The sequence below is a fragment of the Streptococcus mitis genome, assembly GCF_003942765.1.
Lineage (GTDB): Bacteria > Bacillota > Bacilli > Lactobacillales > Streptococcaceae > Streptococcus > Streptococcus mitis_BE.
On the sequence record NZ_RJNW01000006.1, the window covers coordinates 15,993 to 32,370 of the forward strand.

The following is a 16,378-nucleotide window of genomic DNA, read 5'->3' on the forward strand; positions in this document are numbered from 1 at the left end:
TTTCAAAAGTATTTTATAGAACAGCAGTTTCTGAAAGTAGTTTCAGCACTGTCTTATTTTCAATTCGCTCAGTATCTAAAATGATAAAAAGAGATAGCCATCTTTCAAATGGGCCATCTCTTTTATCATTAACGATGAGCAAAATTCATTTTATTCAAGACCTAGTCTTCTTTTCGTTTCTTCCNAAATGTCAAAACAGATAAGAGACCTGCCACTAATCCTATAGAAATAAGGGTTGTGTTTTCTTTGCTTCCAGTATTTGGAAGCTCATTTTGTTTAGCCGCTGGTGCTTGATAAGTAGCACCTTGTCCAAGAGATAACTTCTTAGCTGGACGTTCGTTTGCAGCTGCTAAGACTGGTTTGGTTTCTCCCTTGTACTCTGGCACTTCATGGATTGCTGCCTCAGCTCCATTGACACCTCCTTTATACTCAGGAAGAGCATTTGAAGCTGCCAAGACAAAGTTAGCACCACCTCTATATTCCGGAACCTCATTTGAAGCTGCTAGAACTGAATTTACGCCCCCTTTGAATTCCGGTTTTTCTACTGTTGGTGCTGGCTCTTCTCCCACTGTTGCTAAGGGACCTGTATATTCAGGAATTTCTGTTACAAGAGCTTCTACTCCATTCACTCCACCTGTAAACTCCGGTTTTTCTACTGTTGGCGCTGGTTCTTCTCCCACTGTTGCCAATGGACCTGTATATTCAGGAGCTTCTTCAGTTACTGCAGCCTCAACGCCATTAACTCCACCTGTAAATTCTGGTTTTTCTACTGTTGGTGCTGGTTCTTCTCCCATTGTTGCCAATGGACCTGTATATTCAGGAGCTTCTTCAGTTACTGCAGCCTCAACGCCATTAACTCCACCTGTAAATTCTGGAACTTCATTTATCGCAGCTTCACTTCCATTTATACCATCGCTTAATTTAGATCCAGCTAAAGAGACTGGTAAATTGTGCATACTTTCAATTGCACCGTCTGCCAGACCTGTAATCCTTTGACCCATATCCTCTGGATTCACTGTGAATAGGAGAGTTTTTGTATCATACTGGGTCATGAAGGTTGCCGTTTTACCATTTGCCAACTGAAGGGTCGGAGCCTTATTTACCAATACTTCCGAATCAAACTCCATCGCAATAATACCTGGCCATTTTTGAATAGCATATTTTACTTTTGCTTCTTTAGGAGAAATTCTTTCCTTGGTCAAGAAATCCCAGTTGAATTTCTTGAAGGAAAGTGTATATGGAACCCCCCCTAGAGCATGGTGCTCATATAAAAGTCCAAATTCATCCGGTCCAATTTGTTGAAGAGAGTTATATGCATATTCACCTTCCTGAATCAAATGATGGTGCAACCAAGTTAACTGGCCATCTTCTTCAACACGAGCCACTCGAATATAACCATTTTTACGACCTGGACCGTTCGCATTCGCCAAGAGAATATACTCTTTACCATTTTGAACCGTATGAGTCGCGGCCATTTGAACATAAACATCTGGCACATCATAGCGATCAACGTTATTGTCCCAAGTTAGACCACCATCATGACTTGTCGCAACCTGTAGATCACCTGTCAAACCACGCATAAATAGTTTGAGGTCCCCATTGTTTAACTGAACAACAGAAGATTCCGTATTTTGAGCATAATAATTGTTCATAGTGCTTGAATCAACAACTGTACCATCATAAAGCGTACGATTGTCGTTGACACCACCTCCCATATGCCAAGTCTTTCCATGGTCATCTGAGTAGATAATTCGAGATGATTGAGAACCATTGAGGTGGTTGGTACGGTTAGTCGTATAGACAGGAACGACGATTCGACCTTTATTTGGACCGGTACGAAGGGTTATCCCCACTCCAGGACCCACACCCAAGAATTTCATCCAATCAGCTTTGACCATTGGAGTAATATCTTGAGGTGCTGACCAGGTCTTACCATCATCATCACTGTAAGACATCCATAGATAAGAATCCTTGGCAACTCTAAATGGAGACGTTTTATTACTTGTGAAATAAATATTTCCTAATAGTCGATCCCCTTGATATAAATCACCCTTATCACTATAAGATGGTTTCACCGGATCTACTACAACACGATAATCTGTTGGTTTCCCATCTGGGGTATAAACTGTGCCATTTTCACGTATTGTATAGGAGCCGTCTTCGCCTTCTTTATAGAGAATTTGATAAGTTTTGCCATCGATTTGTTTATAGGCTTCTTCTCTTTGATCAGCCATCCCAAAGATTCCTTTCCCTTCTGGGAACATATCATAGATAGAAAAAATTCGTTTTGTTTCAGGATCTTGAACCAAAACCATATCGATGTTCACTGGTGAACCGATTGATGGATCAGAAGCTTTTGGATTGTCTCGTAAATTTGTAATAGTTACTCGATTGCTCCATGTTTTACCCTTATCTTCACTTCGTCTGACGACCATGCCGATATCGCCCCAGTCACTTGAATGAAGACGACGCTCATCTGCACCAGCAATCAGAGTACCTTTATCTGTCTTAAGAAGTGCAGGAATACGATAACTCTTGATCCCATCTTTATTTGGTTGGTTATGCATTCCGCCTTCAAAAACATCTTCTTTCTCTGATATTTGCGCACCTTCAGGAAGTTTCTTTTCCAAATCACCTCTTTCAAACAGTTGACTCCGTGTTTGAACTTCATCTGGTGTTAAAGCACGATCATAGACAGTCAGGTTCCGAACTTGTAGATTGGATCCCCAAACAGTATTACTAGCACGCTTGGTGGCTCCGATTTGAGCATGTGTTACATCTGGCATATCTTTGATGAAATGACCAGATTTCAGACTTGTTCGAGATAATACCCCGTTCACGTAGAGGCGCACTCGACCATGAGGTAATTCTGCTGTCGGTTTTTCAACTGTGAAAGTTACTGAATTCCACTGGCCAGGACGTACTTGTAATGGAGCATCCGTATATTTATCATAAAATTGTGCTCCATTTGCATCACGTCCCTCAATTAAGGCTGTATTATTGAGAACAGCCATTGTGAAGTACTCATCTTTTTTCTTATCACTAGACACTGAGAATAGATTATAAAAATCTGGAGCTTTGGCATCTGGCTTGAATTCCATATGAATGGTCGCATTTTGAAGTTTCTTCAATGTATTTAACTCACTGGCTAGGTCTACACGCTGACCATTTTTCGCATTTGTTTCAACATCTTCTTTTTCCACTACTGGAGTTGCATTTGCGATGTCTCTAGCGTAATAATCTCGAGGAAGTACTCCCTCTTCTTCTTTATCTTGGTCCTTGTTACTTGCTTCTGTAGTTGCAGAATCTGCTTCTGGTTTATCAGCAGGAGCTGGTGTATTGTCAGCTGCAGGTGTATTTGTTGGAGTGGTTGTCTCTGCTTCAGTAGTCTCATTTTTCTTCAACTTATCCTGATCAACTTCCACACCATTGTCTTTTGCTGTTGCCAATTTTCCAGCTAATTCACTATCTAAATGAGCAAGATTTCCTGAAGAAGCTTCTTTTGGTAATTCTGATAAGCCTTGATTATTATTTTCAGTAGCAGTTACAGTTGAGTTTCCTTGTTCATTTGCCAATACAGGATTTACTCCAAACACCACTGCACCAATGGTTACAGAGGCTACACCCACTGCAAATTTACGAATTCCATATCTTTGTTTTCGTTCAAAATTCTTCTGATTCATCTTTCTACCTTTCCATTTTTAAAAAATAAAGCGCTTTCTTTTTGTTTTAAAATTTTTACTCCCCATCAAAGGAAAACATAAGAAAGTAATTAATAAACGAGAGTTCCTATCCTTCTCTCTTTCAAAATTTAGCTAGCTGCAATCCAAACAGTAGCTATTTCACTCCTTTCCTAGAGACTTTTTCTTTATTATACAATAAAGTCATAGGTTTATCTCGAGCTTGTCATAGAATAGATTTTACTTTCAGCAATATTTTAATATTTTAATATTTTTAAAAGTACTTTCAACATTTATAACAGAAAAGAGAGCTACTGGGCTCTCTCATTCATCACTTTATATACTTAAAAGAAATCTCACTACCACAGAGCCAGTTGTAGACTTGGTCATTGACAAATACATTCATGGCTTCGTGAGCATACTCAGGCATGATACGATAGGCCTTATCGCAAGTCAGACGATTATAAATCGCAAACTGGGTAATAGGGTAGCAAACATCGTCGTCCAAGCCCGTAATCATCTTGACCTCACCCTTGATACGATGGGCAAGATTTTTCACATCGATATAGGCAAGGGTCGCCATAATTTCCTCCTCGGTTTCATGGAATGGATCGTGAAACTTGAAATATCGGAAAAGTTCGTCATAGGCTTCGCTGGTATTCCCAATCTCAAGCACTCGTCTGAAGTCTGACAAGAAAGGATAGATGGCAACTGTTTTCTCAATTCGAGGATTGAGCGCTGCCGCAACCAAGGCTAGAGCCCCTCCTTGTGAAGCACCATAGCTAGAAAGGCGCTTCTCATCTACCTGAGGTAGACTAGCAACAATTTCGACCAACTGGTAAATATCCAGATAAACATCCTTATAAAAGAGATGATCTCGACCTTCCACAGCACCACGGATGATATGGCCCTTGACCGTATTTCCTAGAGGAGATCGCATTCCATCTTGCGAGTATCCTGACTGGCCCCGCACATCCATGGAAACAACACCGTAACCAGCCACAGTATAGGCCAGCATGTCAGCCCAGTCCCAACCACGTCCCATATAACCATGGAAATGGAAGATTATCGGAACCTTCTCCTCACTCTTTGGAAGAACGACGCGTGCATAGACCTTGCTTTCCTTGCTTCCTTCAAAGGTTAACTCATAGCACTTGACTTGAGGAATGTGGAAATCTCTTTCCTCCAACTGGTAGGCTGGAAGAGTTGAAACTTTTTTCACTTCCTCATCCCAAAAAGCATCAAAGTCTTGTGGAACCTCGTCCCTTCCTAGATAGGTCTTAATTTCTTCTAACAAAGCTGGATTTTTCATAACATGCTCCTTTTATTTTGTAATCGCTATCACAACTGTAGCATATCTAGAAAAGCAATGCAAGAAAGAAGGATAAATAGAAAGAGATTTTAGATTCTTTACTTTTAGGATGATGGGCTGAAAGTAGTTTTAGAAACGAAAAAAGAGCATTTCACTCTTTCTTCCTTATATTTATATTATTTTGTTGCTTCTTTCTTTTGGAAAGTGGTTTGGTAATTTACTTTAATCGTTACTGTCATCTGAGAGTCCTCGTTTCTTTTTGATGACTCTAGTATAAGGGCCAAACCTGAAAGCTAGCTTAAGATTTCCTTATAGAAAGCTTATACTCAATGAAAATCAAAGAACAAACTAGGAAGCTAGCCGCAGATTGCTCAAAGCACTGCTTTGAGGTTGTAGATAGAACTGACGAAGTCAGTTACATATATAATCCAAGGCGACGTTAACGTGGTTTGAAGAGACTTTCGAAGAGTATTAATCTAAATGTTCTTTCTTTTCCAGATGAAGGGCAATCATGCGCCACTCTGGATCCTCTTGCCAGCCTTCTATAGAACTAATATAGCTAGCCACCTTTCTGGCTTCTTCTAAAATTGGAAAATCTTCGATAATATCAGCCACTCGAAACTCTGGGAGTCCTGACTGTCTGGTTCCAAAAATCTCACCTGAACCACGCATTTTCAAATCTTCCTCCGCAAGGACAAATCCATTGGTGGTTTCTGTCATGATGCGCATGCGGTCTTTACCAGAATCCGTCTTGGGATTGGCAACGAGAACAGCATAGGACTGCTTATCTCCCCGACCAACACGACCTCTGAGCTGATGAAGCTGGCTCAGACCAAAGCGATCAGCATCCATGATAATCATGACGGTCGCATTGGGAACATTGACTCCGACCTCGATAACCGTTGTCGAAACCAAAATATCAGTCTTTCTCTCTTTGAACTCCTGCATAATCTGGTCTTTTTCATCACTCTTCATCTTACCATGTAGCAGAGCAACCTCAGCCTTGCCAGCAAAATGAGCTGTCAGCTCCTCAGACAATGCAATGGCATTTTTCAAATCCAGAGCTTCTGATTCTTCAATCAAGGGAGAAATAACATAGGCTTGGGAACCTTTTTGAATTTCTCCCTCTAACCAAGTCAAGACCTGAGGCAATTGCTCATGTTTGATCCAGCGAGTCACAATAGGCTTTCGTCCTGCTGGCATCTGGTCAATAATGGAAACATCCATATCTCCAAAGGCTGTGATAGCCAAGGTTCGTGGTATGGGAGTCGCCGTCATCATGAGGACATCTGGGTTGTCGCCTTTTTCTCTCAGAACACGCCTTTGCCCCACACCAAAGCGGTGCTGCTCATCGATGATAATCAAGCCCAGACGAGCATAATCCACCCCATCCTGAATCAGAGCGTGGGTTCCAATAATCAAATCAGCCTCACCCTTGGCAATAGTCTCCAAGACTTCTCTCTTTTCTGCAGCTTTCAAGGAACCTGTCAAAAGAGCCAGTTTTAGGGCTGGGAAGAGACTCTTCAAACTCTCAAAGTGTTGCTCTGCAAGGATTTCTGTTGGTACCATGAGGGCTGCTTGGTAGCCAGCCGTCACTGACGCATACATAGCCAAGCCAGCGACCACCGTTTTCCCGCTCCCCACATCCCCTTGTAGAAGACGATTCATGTGGTGGTCCGACTTCATATCGGTCAAAATTTCCTGCAAACTCTTTTCTTGAGCCTGAGTCAAGGAAAAAGGCAAGCTTTCTTTGACAGCTGTCACCTTTTCCTGAGACCAATTCAGAACCAGACCACTTCCCTGAACTCTATTTTCAGACTTGAGCGTCTGCAACTGCATTTGGAAATAAAAAAGTTCCTCAAACTTGATACGGCGAAGGGCCTGCTTGTATTCTGCCAAATCCTTGGGGAAATGCATGGCACGAACGGCCTGACAACGGGACATGAGTTTGTATTTGTCCAGCAAAGACTGGGGAAGATTTTCCTCAATCAAGAGGTCCAATCCCTGATCAAAGGCCGTCTTAATAACCTTGACCAGACTGGCCTGACTGATTCCCTGAGCCAAGCGATAAACAGGTTGGAGGTCATCTTCCACCTGAGCTAGGACCTTCATCCCAGTCAGACTAGCCTTGGCTCGGTCCCATTTTCCAAAGACAGCAAGGGTTGCTCCCAACTCTATCTTATCTGCTAGATAGGGCTGGTTAAAGAAATTCACCGCAAAAACGACTTCTCCCTGCTTGAGGCTAAAGCGCAGACGATTGCGCTTGAATCCATAATACTGGACACTGGCAGGAGTCACGACTTGACCAGATAGGACTGCCTTCTCCCCGTCCTCTAGTTCCAATACTTGCTTGGTTTTGAAGTCTTCATAACGGAAAGGAAAGTAGAGCAAGAGGTCTTGCAAGTTTTCAATTCCTAGTTTGGCGTATTTCTCTGCTGACTTTGGTCCCACACCAGGTAAGACATGCAAGGGTTGATGTAGATTCATGCTCCACTCCTTTCTTTTCTAATAATATTCTCTCGGAATGCGATCGCTGAGAAGACAAACCACCTCATAGTTAATAGTCCCACGGTAGGTCGCTACCTGAGTAGCTGTGATTTCCTTGCCCCCATTAGAACCAATAAGGGTGACTTTGGTTCCCAGCGGATAAAGCTTAGGCAGACGAATGGTGATTTGGTCCATAGAGACCCGCCCAACGATTGGGCAAGCTTGGCCATCTACCAAGACAGAAAAATTCTGCATGTCTCGTGTCCAACCATCCGCATAACCAATTGGCACCGTCGCTATGACTTGCTCGCTATCTGCCTGATAGGTCGCTCCGTAGCCCATGCAAGCTCCAGATGGAACTGTCTTGACATGAACTAGAGCAGATTCCAAGGTCAAGGCTGGTTTCAAGTCATAGGGTAAGTCCAAAACCTCTCCGCTAGGATTAAGACCATACATAGCATCTCCCATACGGACCGCATTGAAAATAGTCTCTGCATGCCAAAGAGTCGTTGCCGAATTACTGGCATGAACCAGCTCTGGAAGACCTTTCATACTTGACAGAATGGTTTTAAACCGTTCTAACTGCTCATTAAAGTAGTCGTCTAATTCCTCGTCTGCAGTCGCAAAGTGGGTGAAAATCCCTTCAACACGAGCACCATGTTGTTGGAGCAAGTCTTGAGCCTGCTCAGCTTCACGAGCCTCTCTAAAACCAATCCGTCCCATTCCTGAATCAATCTTGAGGTGGACTGTCAAACCTGATAGGTCTGCTTCCCTATCTAAGAGGGCTTGAATCCACTCCAGTCCAGCCACAGTCAAGGTGATATCGTATTCTTTAGCAAGAGAAACAGCTTCTAGATCAGAAACTCCTAAAATAAGGATTCGTTTGCCGAGTCCAGCATGTCTGAGTTCAATGGCTTCATCGATATTGGAAACGCAAAAGCCATCAACATCATCTTGAATAGCCGTCGCAACAGCAACAGCCCCATGCCCATAGGCATTAGCCTTGACAACAGCCCACTTGAGCGTTCCTTCAGGGATATGAGCCCCCATTTGCTGAATATTTTGTCGAATAGCTCCCAGATGAATCAGAGCCTTGGTTGGTCTATGTGGACTAGCTTTCATGATTTTCCTCCAAAATGACACTGGCTGTCACAAACTGATCAGTGTGGCTGATAGACAGCCAAATCTTTCCTAAAAATGGTGACCGACTAAAATAAGGCGCCCCGCGTTCATTGTTCAAGACTTCCAAATCCTGAAAACTGAGCTTGCCAATACCAGTTCCCATTGCCTTAGAAAAGGCTTCTTTAGCCGACCAGCGACCAGCTAAATATTCGATTTGCCTGCGCCCTTTAAGACTGTTAAACCGTTCCATTTCATTAGCGGTCAGCACGCGCTTGGCAAAGCCTTCATGTCGTGTAACTGCGCTTTCTATCGAAGCCAATTCTTCGATGTCAATTCCGTGTCCAACTATCATTCTCATCAAAAGGAGTTGAGATTCCCCCAACTCCATCCTTTTCACTTATTTTGTCAAGGTAGCATAGATTTCTTCTACCAAAGCCTCTGTATTTTCCCAACCCAAGCAAGGATCCGTAATAGAGCAACCAAAGACCTCTGGTTGATTTTGACGACCATCTGCTAGGTAAGATTCAATCATAAAGCCTCGAACTGTCTTTTTAATCTTCTCATTCCAATCACGATTTTGCAAAGTCTGGCGAACAATTCGAATCTGCTCCATATATTGCTTTCCTGAGTTATCATGGTTGGTATCAATGAGAATAAAGGGATTTTCAAGTCCCATGGCTTCATAGCGCTCAATGGCATTTAGCAAGGTTTCATAGTAAAAGTTAGGCTCATTTTTCCCATATTCATTAACTGCACCACGAAGGATGACATGGGCCAAGGGATTTCCTGAAGTCTCAACTTCTTGACCATGGAAGAGGAAGGTCTGTTTGTTCTGAGCGGCATAGATACCGTTAAACATGACCCCAAGGTTTCCTGAGGTTGGATTTTTCATTCCGACTGGTGCATCAATTCCTGAAGCCACAAAGCGGTGCTCTTGGTCTTCCACAGAACGAGCCCCAACAGCATGGTAGCTGACCAAATCATCTACCAATACCAGATTTGACGGATAAAGCATCTCATCTGCCGTTGTCAAACCAGTCTCTGTAATCACACGATAGTGCAACTGGCGCACAGCCTGCAAGCCATTGATCAGACTTGGAGCCTTAGAAGTATCCGGTTGGTGAACCAAACCCTTATAGCCATCTCCGTTGGTACGAGGTTTAGCTGTATAAACACGCATAACCATGAAAATCTTGTCCGCCACCTTCTTTTGCAAGGCGGATAAACGGCGAGCATATTCCAAGACCGCCTCTTCATTATCAGAAGAGCACGGACCAATCACCAAAAGGATCCGGTCATCTTCTCCTGAAATGATGTCTGCCAATTCTCTATCACGGCGCTCCTTTAGGCGCAAGGCTTCCGCAGACAATTGGGTTTCTGCCTTGATTGCTTCAATATCGATTTCTTGACCTTTTTCAATAAATGCCATCTTATTCTCCTAGCGTTTGGTAGATTTCTCTGACGAGGACTTCCGTATTTTCCCAGCCAAGGCAAGGGTCTGTGATAGACTTGCCAAATACTTCCGGTTCGTTCTGACGACCGTCTTCTAGATAAGACTCAATCATAAAGCCACGAACGTACTGCTTGATTTTTTCATTCCAATCACGGTTAATCAAGGTCTGGCGAACAATTCGAATCTGGTCCATGTATTGCTTACCAGAGTTGTCATGATTGGTATCCACAATGATAAAAGGATTTTCCAAGCCCATCTTCTCATACTGAGCAATAGTATCCATCAAATTATCATAGTAGTAGTTAGGAATATTCTTACCATACTCATTGATTGCTCCACGAAGAATAGCGTGCGAAAACGGGTTCCCAGTTGTTTCCACTTCTTTTCCTAGGAAAAGGAAACTTTGTTTGTTTTGAGCAGCATAAATCCCATTAAACATAACATTGAGATTTCCAGAGGTTGGATTTTTAAACCCAGTCGCAAAATCTGCCCCACTTGCCACAAAGCGGTGTTGCTGGTCTTCAACTGAACGGGCACCAACCGCCATGTAAGAAATCAAATCATCTACAAGCGGAAGATTTTCAGGATAAAGCATTTCATCAGCTGTCGTCATACCTGTTTCCGTGATGACACGATAGTGAAGATGGCGCACGGCTTTGATTCCGTTGATGAGGCTTGGTGCTTCTGTCGCATTAGGCTGGTGAATCAAGCCCTTGTAACCATCTCCGTTGGTACGAGGTTTAGCTGTATAAACACGCATAACCATAAAGATACGGTCTGCTACTTCTTCTTGTAGAGTCGCCAAACGCTTAGCGTATTCAAGAACAGCTTCTTCATTGTCAGATGAGCATGGCCCGATTACCAAGAGAATCCGCTGGTCTTCTCCACGTATAATGGCTTCTAGCTCTTGATCGCGCTGAGATTTTCTCTCCAAAGCTTGGCCTTCTAATTTTGATAAGGCACGAACTTCTTCAATATTAATTTTAGGACTTTTTGCTGTAAATACCATAACTCATCTCCTTATAAAGCAAACGGATACCAAGTAAAAATTTACTTTTCACAAGGTATCCGCCTCTAAACTATCTCATTTTATTGTCTTTTACCGTGACAGTTTTTAAACTTCTTACCAGAACCACATGGGCAAAGTTCATTCCGTCCAATCTGGCTCAAATCCAAATCTTCTGGTATATTTGCTTGGTGGGCAGCGATATTGCGAGTCGCTGTTGTACTGATATGGTGTTCTGCTTGTGGTCTTTCTTGTTCATGAATTTGTGCTTTCATCATCAAGCGTGTCACATCAAACTCAATCGAACCAATCATGTCATTAAACATACGGAAACCTTCTGCCTGATACTCAACAACAGGGTTGTTCTGAGCATAGCCACGAAGTCCAACCGCGTTACGCAATTGATCAAGGGCATCGATATGATCTGTCCACTTGTTATCTACCACTCGTAGAATCAAGACTTTTTGGAATTCTTTGACTGCTTCTTCGTCGCGTAATTTTGAAACCTGACTATCGTAAACTTGCAAGGCACGTTGGAAGAGTTCTTCCTTAATAGCCTTATCAGACAAGCCTGACAAGTCTTCCATAGTAATAGAATCTTCTGGAAGCAAGTTGTACTTAGCAAAGTTCAAAATTGCTTCTAGTTTTTCATCTTGTCTCGCACGCGCATGACCATCAACGACACGACCAATCGTGCGTTTGATCATAGCCTGAATTTCAGGTGCCAAGTCACGATCTGCAGTGATGACGTCGTAACGTTGAGCGTAGATAATTTCACGTTGTTCACGCATGACATCATCGTATTGAAGGACTTGTTTACGGGTATCGTAGTTATTTCCTTCGACGCGTTTTTGAGCCGCTTCAACCTGACGCGTCAACATACGAGACTCGATGGCCTCTTCAGACATGTTGAGACGTTCAAAGATTCCCTTCAAGCGTTCAGAACCAAAACGTTTCATCAAGTCATCTTCAAGAGAGAGGTAGAATTGTGACTCACCTGGGTCTCCTTGACGACCTGAACGTCCACGAAGCTGGTTATCGATACGACGGCTTTCATGGCGTTCTGTCCCAATCACACAAAGTCCACCCAATTCGCGAACTCCTTCACCAAGCTTGATGTCGGTACCACGACCGGCCATGTTAGTTGCGATAGTAACAGCACCACGTTGACCAGCATTCATGATGATTTGGGCTTCTTTATAGTGGTTTTTAGCATTTAAGACTTCGTGAGGAACGCCAGCTGCGACCAATTTCTTAGAAATGTAATCACTGGTTTCAACCGCTACTGTACCAACCAAGACAGGCTGACCTTTTTGGTAACGAGCCTTAACGTCTTCGACAACCGCCTTAAACTTAGCTTCTATACTTGCATAAAGAAGGTCTGAGTGGTCAATACGTTGAACAGGACGGTTGGTTGGGATTGGAATAACACGAATGTTGTAAATTTCACGGAATTCTTCTTCCTCAGTCTTACCTGTACCTGTCATACCAGACAATTTCTTGTACATACGGAAAAGGTTTTGGTAAGTGATTGAGGCAGATGTCTTGGTTTCATCCTGGATTGGCACACCTTCTTTGGCTTCAATGGCTTGGTGCAATCCATCAGAATAACGACGACCTTCCATGGTACGACCTGTAAATTGGTCAACGATCAAAATTTCTTGCTCTTCGCTCACCACATAGTCAATATCGAGAAGCATGATGTAGTTGGCACGAAGGGCGTTATCGATAAAGTGAGTCAAAGCCACATTTTCGATGTCATAGAGGTTTTCAAGTTTGAAGTAGCTTTCAGCCTTGTCAATCCCTGAATCAGACAAACCAATAGTCTTAGACTGCACATCGATGATGTAGTCGTCTTTGTCCAAAGATTTTACATAGTGGTCTGCCATGTGGTAGAGCTGACTGGTTTCAACTGCGTTAGCACCTGATACGATCAAAGGTGTACGAGCCTCGTCAATCAAGATAGAGTCAACCTCATCAACCAAAGCATAGTTAAGCGGACGTTGTACCATGTTTTCAGCACGAACGACCATGTTATCACGAAGGTAGTCAAATCCGATTTCTGAGTTGGTTGAGTAAGTAATATCACACTCATAGGCTTCTTTTTTCTCCATTGGAGATTTCGCAGCCAAGTTAATCCCTACTGACAAACCAAGCCATGAGTACAATTCACCCATCTCAGTCGCATCACGTTCTGATAGGTATTCATTGACCGTAACTACGTGAACCCCTTTACCTGAAAGAGCATTGAGGTATACGGGCATAGTCGCAGTCAAGGTTTTCCCTTCTCCTGTACGCATCTCTGGCACGTCACCATGGTGAAGAACGATTCCACCCATGACCTGAACCTTATATGGGAAGAGACCTAGGACACGTTTGGCACCCTCACGGACAACCGCAAATGCTTCATAAAGCAGTGAATCCAGTGATTCTCCATTTTGATAACGTTCTTTAAATTCAACTGTTTTTGCTTTTAGTTGGTCATCTGTCAAAGCAGCCATTTGGTCTTCGTATTTGAAAACCTTGTCAGCCATCTTTTCCAGACGACGGATTTCTCCTTTATCATTTTCGATAATTGTTTTTAAAATATTAGCCATGTTTTTCCTTACTTTAAATTCCGAATATTTTAGAATGTTCTTTTAATTTTAGCACAATTACTGATTATTTTCAAGGAAGAATCCCCATTTTGAAAAGGAAAAAGAGGCTAGTTTCCAAGCTAACCTCTCTGACTTTTATGATACTTTAATTGCCAAAAATCGGCAAAATCGCAAATAGGATAAATAGATTAATCCAAAGAGAAAAACAGCAGATCAATCCAAAAACAAAGAGACTGACTTTCTTGGACAGCAAGGCCATCAAAATCGACAGAATTCCAAAAACTAGTAAAACTTTCTGCATGATTAAGAGATTGATAGATATTCCCAGAACTGGTTTATCCCAAGGAACAAAGAAGAAAGCCAGCCAGATCAGCAGAACTAAACCAATATAGAATTTAGAATATTGTGTAATAAATGATTTTAGACGTTCCATAAGCAACCTCCTACAAATAGAAAGTAATATAATAATCAATGAAAATCAAAGAGCAAACTAGGAAACTAGCCGCAGGCTGTACTTGAGTACGGCAAGGCGATGTTGACGTGGTTTGAATTTGATTTTCGAAGAGTATAAATCAATGCCTTCCACCGTTAGACTCCCCTAGTTCTCGTCTCAAGCGAAACATGTTTTTGAAAAAGATATAGTCTAACCAGTCACTGCCTAGAGATAAGACTATCAAAAGCAACCAAACACCCCAAGTACTAGCATCTGATACATAATTTAGAACAAAAGGGAAAAATAAGAATGAAAAAATTGTCATATCCAAGCTAAACAGAGCTAAAAGGGAAATATAAATCCAGTAGAAATAGTAGATAATGGGGAAAAACTTACTGTTTCTATCAGCATTATCTATCCAATAAAAAAAGTAAAAACAAGGAAATAAGAGTATCAAATGAAACCAATTAAAGGACAGTTTCATCATCGACACCTCCTCTTTGAAATTGTTTTCTGTAGTTTCGTTCTATTAAATGTTATTACCAATATAAATCAATGCCTTCCACCTTTATATTTTCCTAGTCCCCGTCTCAAGCCAAGCATTTTTTTGAAACAGGAATAAGTTAACCAATTCATACTAATAGCTAGTAGAATAAAAAGAAACCAAACGCCCCATAACTTGATATCTGTCACATTTCTCAAGACGATATTGAAAAATAGAACTGAAAAAACTGTCCAAGCAAGGCTAAAAAGAGCATAGAGGGGGATGTAAATCCAGTAAAAATAGTAAAAAAATGGGAAAAATTTACTATCTCTATTATCCTTGTCAATCCAGCTGAAAAAGTAAATACAGGGAAATATGAGTAAGAATTTAAACAAATGTTTCATCACCAGCCCCCTCTATTTGATAGCGTTTTCTTTACCTTCATTCTATCAAAAAAATCTGGAAATGTCATTCCAGATTCTACTTTTTTATTTGCGTTTTCTTGCGATGAGATGAATTGGTGTTCCCTCAAAAACAAAGGCCTTGCGGATTTGATTTTCCAAGAAACGCAGGTAAGAAAAGTGCATAAGTTCTTCTTCATTGACAAAGATAACAAAGGTTGGTGGTTTGGTTGCCACTTGAGTCGCATAGAAAATCTTGAGACGTTTTCCTTTGTCTGTCGGTGTTGGGTTGATGGCAATAGCATCCATAATCACATCGTTCAAGACAGCTGATGGGATACGTGTGTTTTGACTTTCGCTGATTTGCTTGATCATCTCAGGCAGTTTGTGGAGACGTTGCTTGGTCAAAGCTGATACAAAGATAATCGGTGCGTAAGGTAGATATTGGAACTGCTCACGGATATCTTCTTCCCAGTTTTTCATAGTGTGGTTGTCTTTTTCAAGCGTATCCCACTTGTTGACCACGATAATCATCCCTTTACCAGCTTCATGGGCAAATCCTGCGATACGTTTATCGTATTCACGGATTCCTTCTTCCGCATTGATGACCATTAAGACCACATCTGAACGGTCAATAGCACGCATGGCACGCATGACAGAGTATTTCTCAGTATTTTCATAAACCTTACCAGATTTACGCATACCAGCCGTGTCAATCATGGTAAACTCTTGACCATCTGTATCTGTAAAGTGGGTATCAATAGCGTCACGCGTTGTTCCAGCAACTGGACTTGCAATGACACGGTCCTCTCCCAAAATAGCGTTAATCAAGCTTGATTTTCCAACGTTTGGACGACCAATCAAACTAAACTTAATGACATCTGGATTTTCTTCTTCATATTCATTGGGAAGATTTTCTACAATAGCGTCTAGCACATCCCCTGTACCGATACCATGGACAGATGAGATAGGCAGTGGTTCACCCAAACCAAGGGCATAAAAATCATAGATATCATTTCGCATCTCAGGGTTGTCCACCTTGTTAACCGCGAGGATAACTGGTTTGTGGGTCTTATAAAGCTTACGGGCTACGTATTCGTCTGCATCAGTAATTCCTTCCTTACCAGACACGACAAAGACAATAACATCTGCTTCTTCCATGGCAATTTCTGCCTGGTGCTTGATTTGTTCCATGAAAGGAGCATCGACATCATCGATTCCTCCTGTATCAATCATGCTAAAGGAACGATTGAGCCACTCACCCGTTGCATAGATACGGTCACGTGTCACTCCTTCGACATCTTCTACAATGGAGATTCGCTCACCAGCGATCCGATTAAATAGGGTTGATTTCCCAACATTAGGACGTCCTACAATGGCAATAGTTGGTAGGGCCATAATTT

At 42.1% G+C, this 16,378-nt stretch carries 12 protein-coding genes; all 12 read right to left on the bottom strand.

Annotation, left to right across the window (positions count from 1 at the left end):
- Positions 1 to 161: 161 nt before the first annotated feature.
- Positions 162 to 3,683, bottom strand: a complete 3,522-nt coding sequence (locus D8849_RS08755) for an SIALI-17 repeat-containing surface protein (RefSeq protein WP_125386797.1) — start codon at positions 3,681 to 3,683, stop codon at positions 162 to 164.
- A 328-nt stretch (positions 3,684 to 4,011) separates the two neighbouring features.
- Complete coding sequence (locus D8849_RS08760; protein WP_125386798.1) at positions 4,012 to 4,992, bottom strand: acetylxylan esterase; 981 nt, start codon at positions 4,990 to 4,992, stop codon at positions 4,012 to 4,014.
- Between the two features lie 471 nt (positions 4,993 to 5,463).
- Positions 5,464 to 7,479 carry an ATP-dependent DNA helicase RecG gene (gene recG / locus D8849_RS08770; protein WP_125386799.1) on the bottom strand — a complete coding sequence of 672 codons (2,016 nt, stop codon included), beginning with the start codon at positions 7,477 to 7,479 and terminating at the stop codon, positions 5,464 to 5,466.
- Between the two features lie 18 nt (positions 7,480 to 7,497).
- On the bottom strand, positions 7,498 to 8,601 hold the full coding sequence (gene alr, locus D8849_RS08775; RefSeq protein WP_125386800.1) for an alanine racemase: 1,104 nt from the start codon (positions 8,599 to 8,601) through the stop codon (positions 7,498 to 7,500).
- Entirely contained in the window at positions 8,591 to 8,953 is a 363-nt protein-coding gene (gene acpS, locus D8849_RS08780) for a holo-ACP synthase (RefSeq protein ID WP_185756243.1), read from the bottom strand. Before acpS ends, alr begins: the two co-directional genes overlap by 11 nt.
- A gap of 45 nt (positions 8,954 to 8,998) precedes the next feature.
- Complete coding sequence (locus D8849_RS08785; protein WP_000864041.1) at positions 8,999 to 10,030, bottom strand: 3-deoxy-7-phosphoheptulonate synthase; 1,032 nt, start codon at positions 10,028 to 10,030, stop codon at positions 8,999 to 9,001.
- Position 10,031: 1 nt separating this feature from the next.
- Positions 10,032 to 11,063, bottom strand: a complete 1,032-nt coding sequence (locus D8849_RS08790; RefSeq protein WP_125386802.1) for a 3-deoxy-7-phosphoheptulonate synthase — start codon at positions 11,061 to 11,063, stop codon at positions 10,032 to 10,034.
- Between the two features lie 80 nt (positions 11,064 to 11,143).
- Entirely contained in the window at positions 11,144 to 13,657 is a 2,514-nt protein-coding gene (gene secA, locus D8849_RS08795; RefSeq protein ID WP_125386803.1) for a preprotein translocase subunit SecA, read from the bottom strand.
- Positions 13,658 to 13,802: 145 nt separating this feature from the next.
- Positions 13,803 to 14,090 (bottom strand): hypothetical protein, encoded by a 288-nt coding sequence (locus D8849_RS08800; RefSeq protein WP_185756238.1) that lies wholly within the window; start codon positions 14,088 to 14,090, stop codon positions 13,803 to 13,805.
- Between the two features lie 139 nt (positions 14,091 to 14,229).
- Positions 14,230 to 14,577 (bottom strand): hypothetical protein, encoded by a 348-nt coding sequence (locus D8849_RS10710; RefSeq protein ID WP_000977067.1) that lies wholly within the window; start codon positions 14,575 to 14,577, stop codon positions 14,230 to 14,232.
- A gap of 65 nt (positions 14,578 to 14,642) precedes the next feature.
- Positions 14,643 to 14,978 carry a hypothetical protein gene (locus tag D8849_RS08815; protein ID WP_125386804.1) on the bottom strand — a complete coding sequence of 112 codons (336 nt, stop codon included), beginning with the start codon at positions 14,976 to 14,978 and terminating at the stop codon, positions 14,643 to 14,645.
- 84 nt (positions 14,979 to 15,062) lie between these two features.
- Positions 15,063 to 16,373, bottom strand: a complete 1,311-nt coding sequence (gene der / locus D8849_RS08820; protein ID WP_001207696.1) for a ribosome biogenesis GTPase Der — start codon at positions 16,371 to 16,373, stop codon at positions 15,063 to 15,065.
- Between the last annotated feature and the right edge of the window lie 5 nt (positions 16,374 to 16,378).

What these genes read in the sequence shown, in the direction of transcription:
- acpS (WP_185756243.1), bottom strand. Translation starts at nt 8,953, where the DNA reads ATGATAGTTGGACACGGAATTGACATCGAAGAATTGGCTTCGATAGAA.
- der (WP_001207696.1), bottom strand. Translation starts at nt 16,373, where the DNA reads ATGGCCCTACCAACTATTGCCATTGTAGGACGTCCTAATGTTGGGAAA.
- D8849_RS08790 (WP_125386802.1), bottom strand. Translation starts at nt 11,063, where the DNA reads ATGGTATTTACAGCAAAAAGTCCTAAAATTAATATTGAAGAAGTTCGT.
- D8849_RS08760 (WP_125386798.1), bottom strand. Translation starts at nt 4,992, where the DNA reads ATGAAAAATCCAGCTTTGTTAGAAGAAATTAAGACCTATCTAGGAAGG.
- recG (WP_125386799.1), bottom strand. Translation starts at nt 7,479, where the DNA reads ATGAATCTACATCAACCCTTGCATGTCTTACCTGGTGTGGGACCAAAG.
- secA (WP_125386803.1), bottom strand. Translation starts at nt 13,657, where the DNA reads ATGGCTAATATTTTAAAAACAATTATCGAAAATGATAAAGGAGAAATC.
- alr (WP_125386800.1), bottom strand. Translation starts at nt 8,601, where the DNA reads ATGAAAGCTAGTCCACATAGACCAACCAAGGCTCTGATTCATCTGGGA.
- D8849_RS10710 (WP_000977067.1), bottom strand. Translation starts at nt 14,577, where the DNA reads ATGATGAAACTGTCCTTTAATTGGTTTCATTTGATACTCTTATTTCCT.
- D8849_RS08815 (WP_125386804.1), bottom strand. Translation starts at nt 14,978, where the DNA reads ATGAAACATTTGTTTAAATTCTTACTCATATTTCCCTGTATTTACTTT.
- D8849_RS08800 (WP_185756238.1), bottom strand. Translation starts at nt 14,090, where the DNA reads ATGGAACGTCTAAAATCATTTATTACACAATATTCTAAATTCTATATT.
- D8849_RS08785 (WP_000864041.1), bottom strand. Translation starts at nt 10,030, where the DNA reads ATGGCATTTATTGAAAAAGGTCAAGAAATCGATATTGAAGCAATCAAG.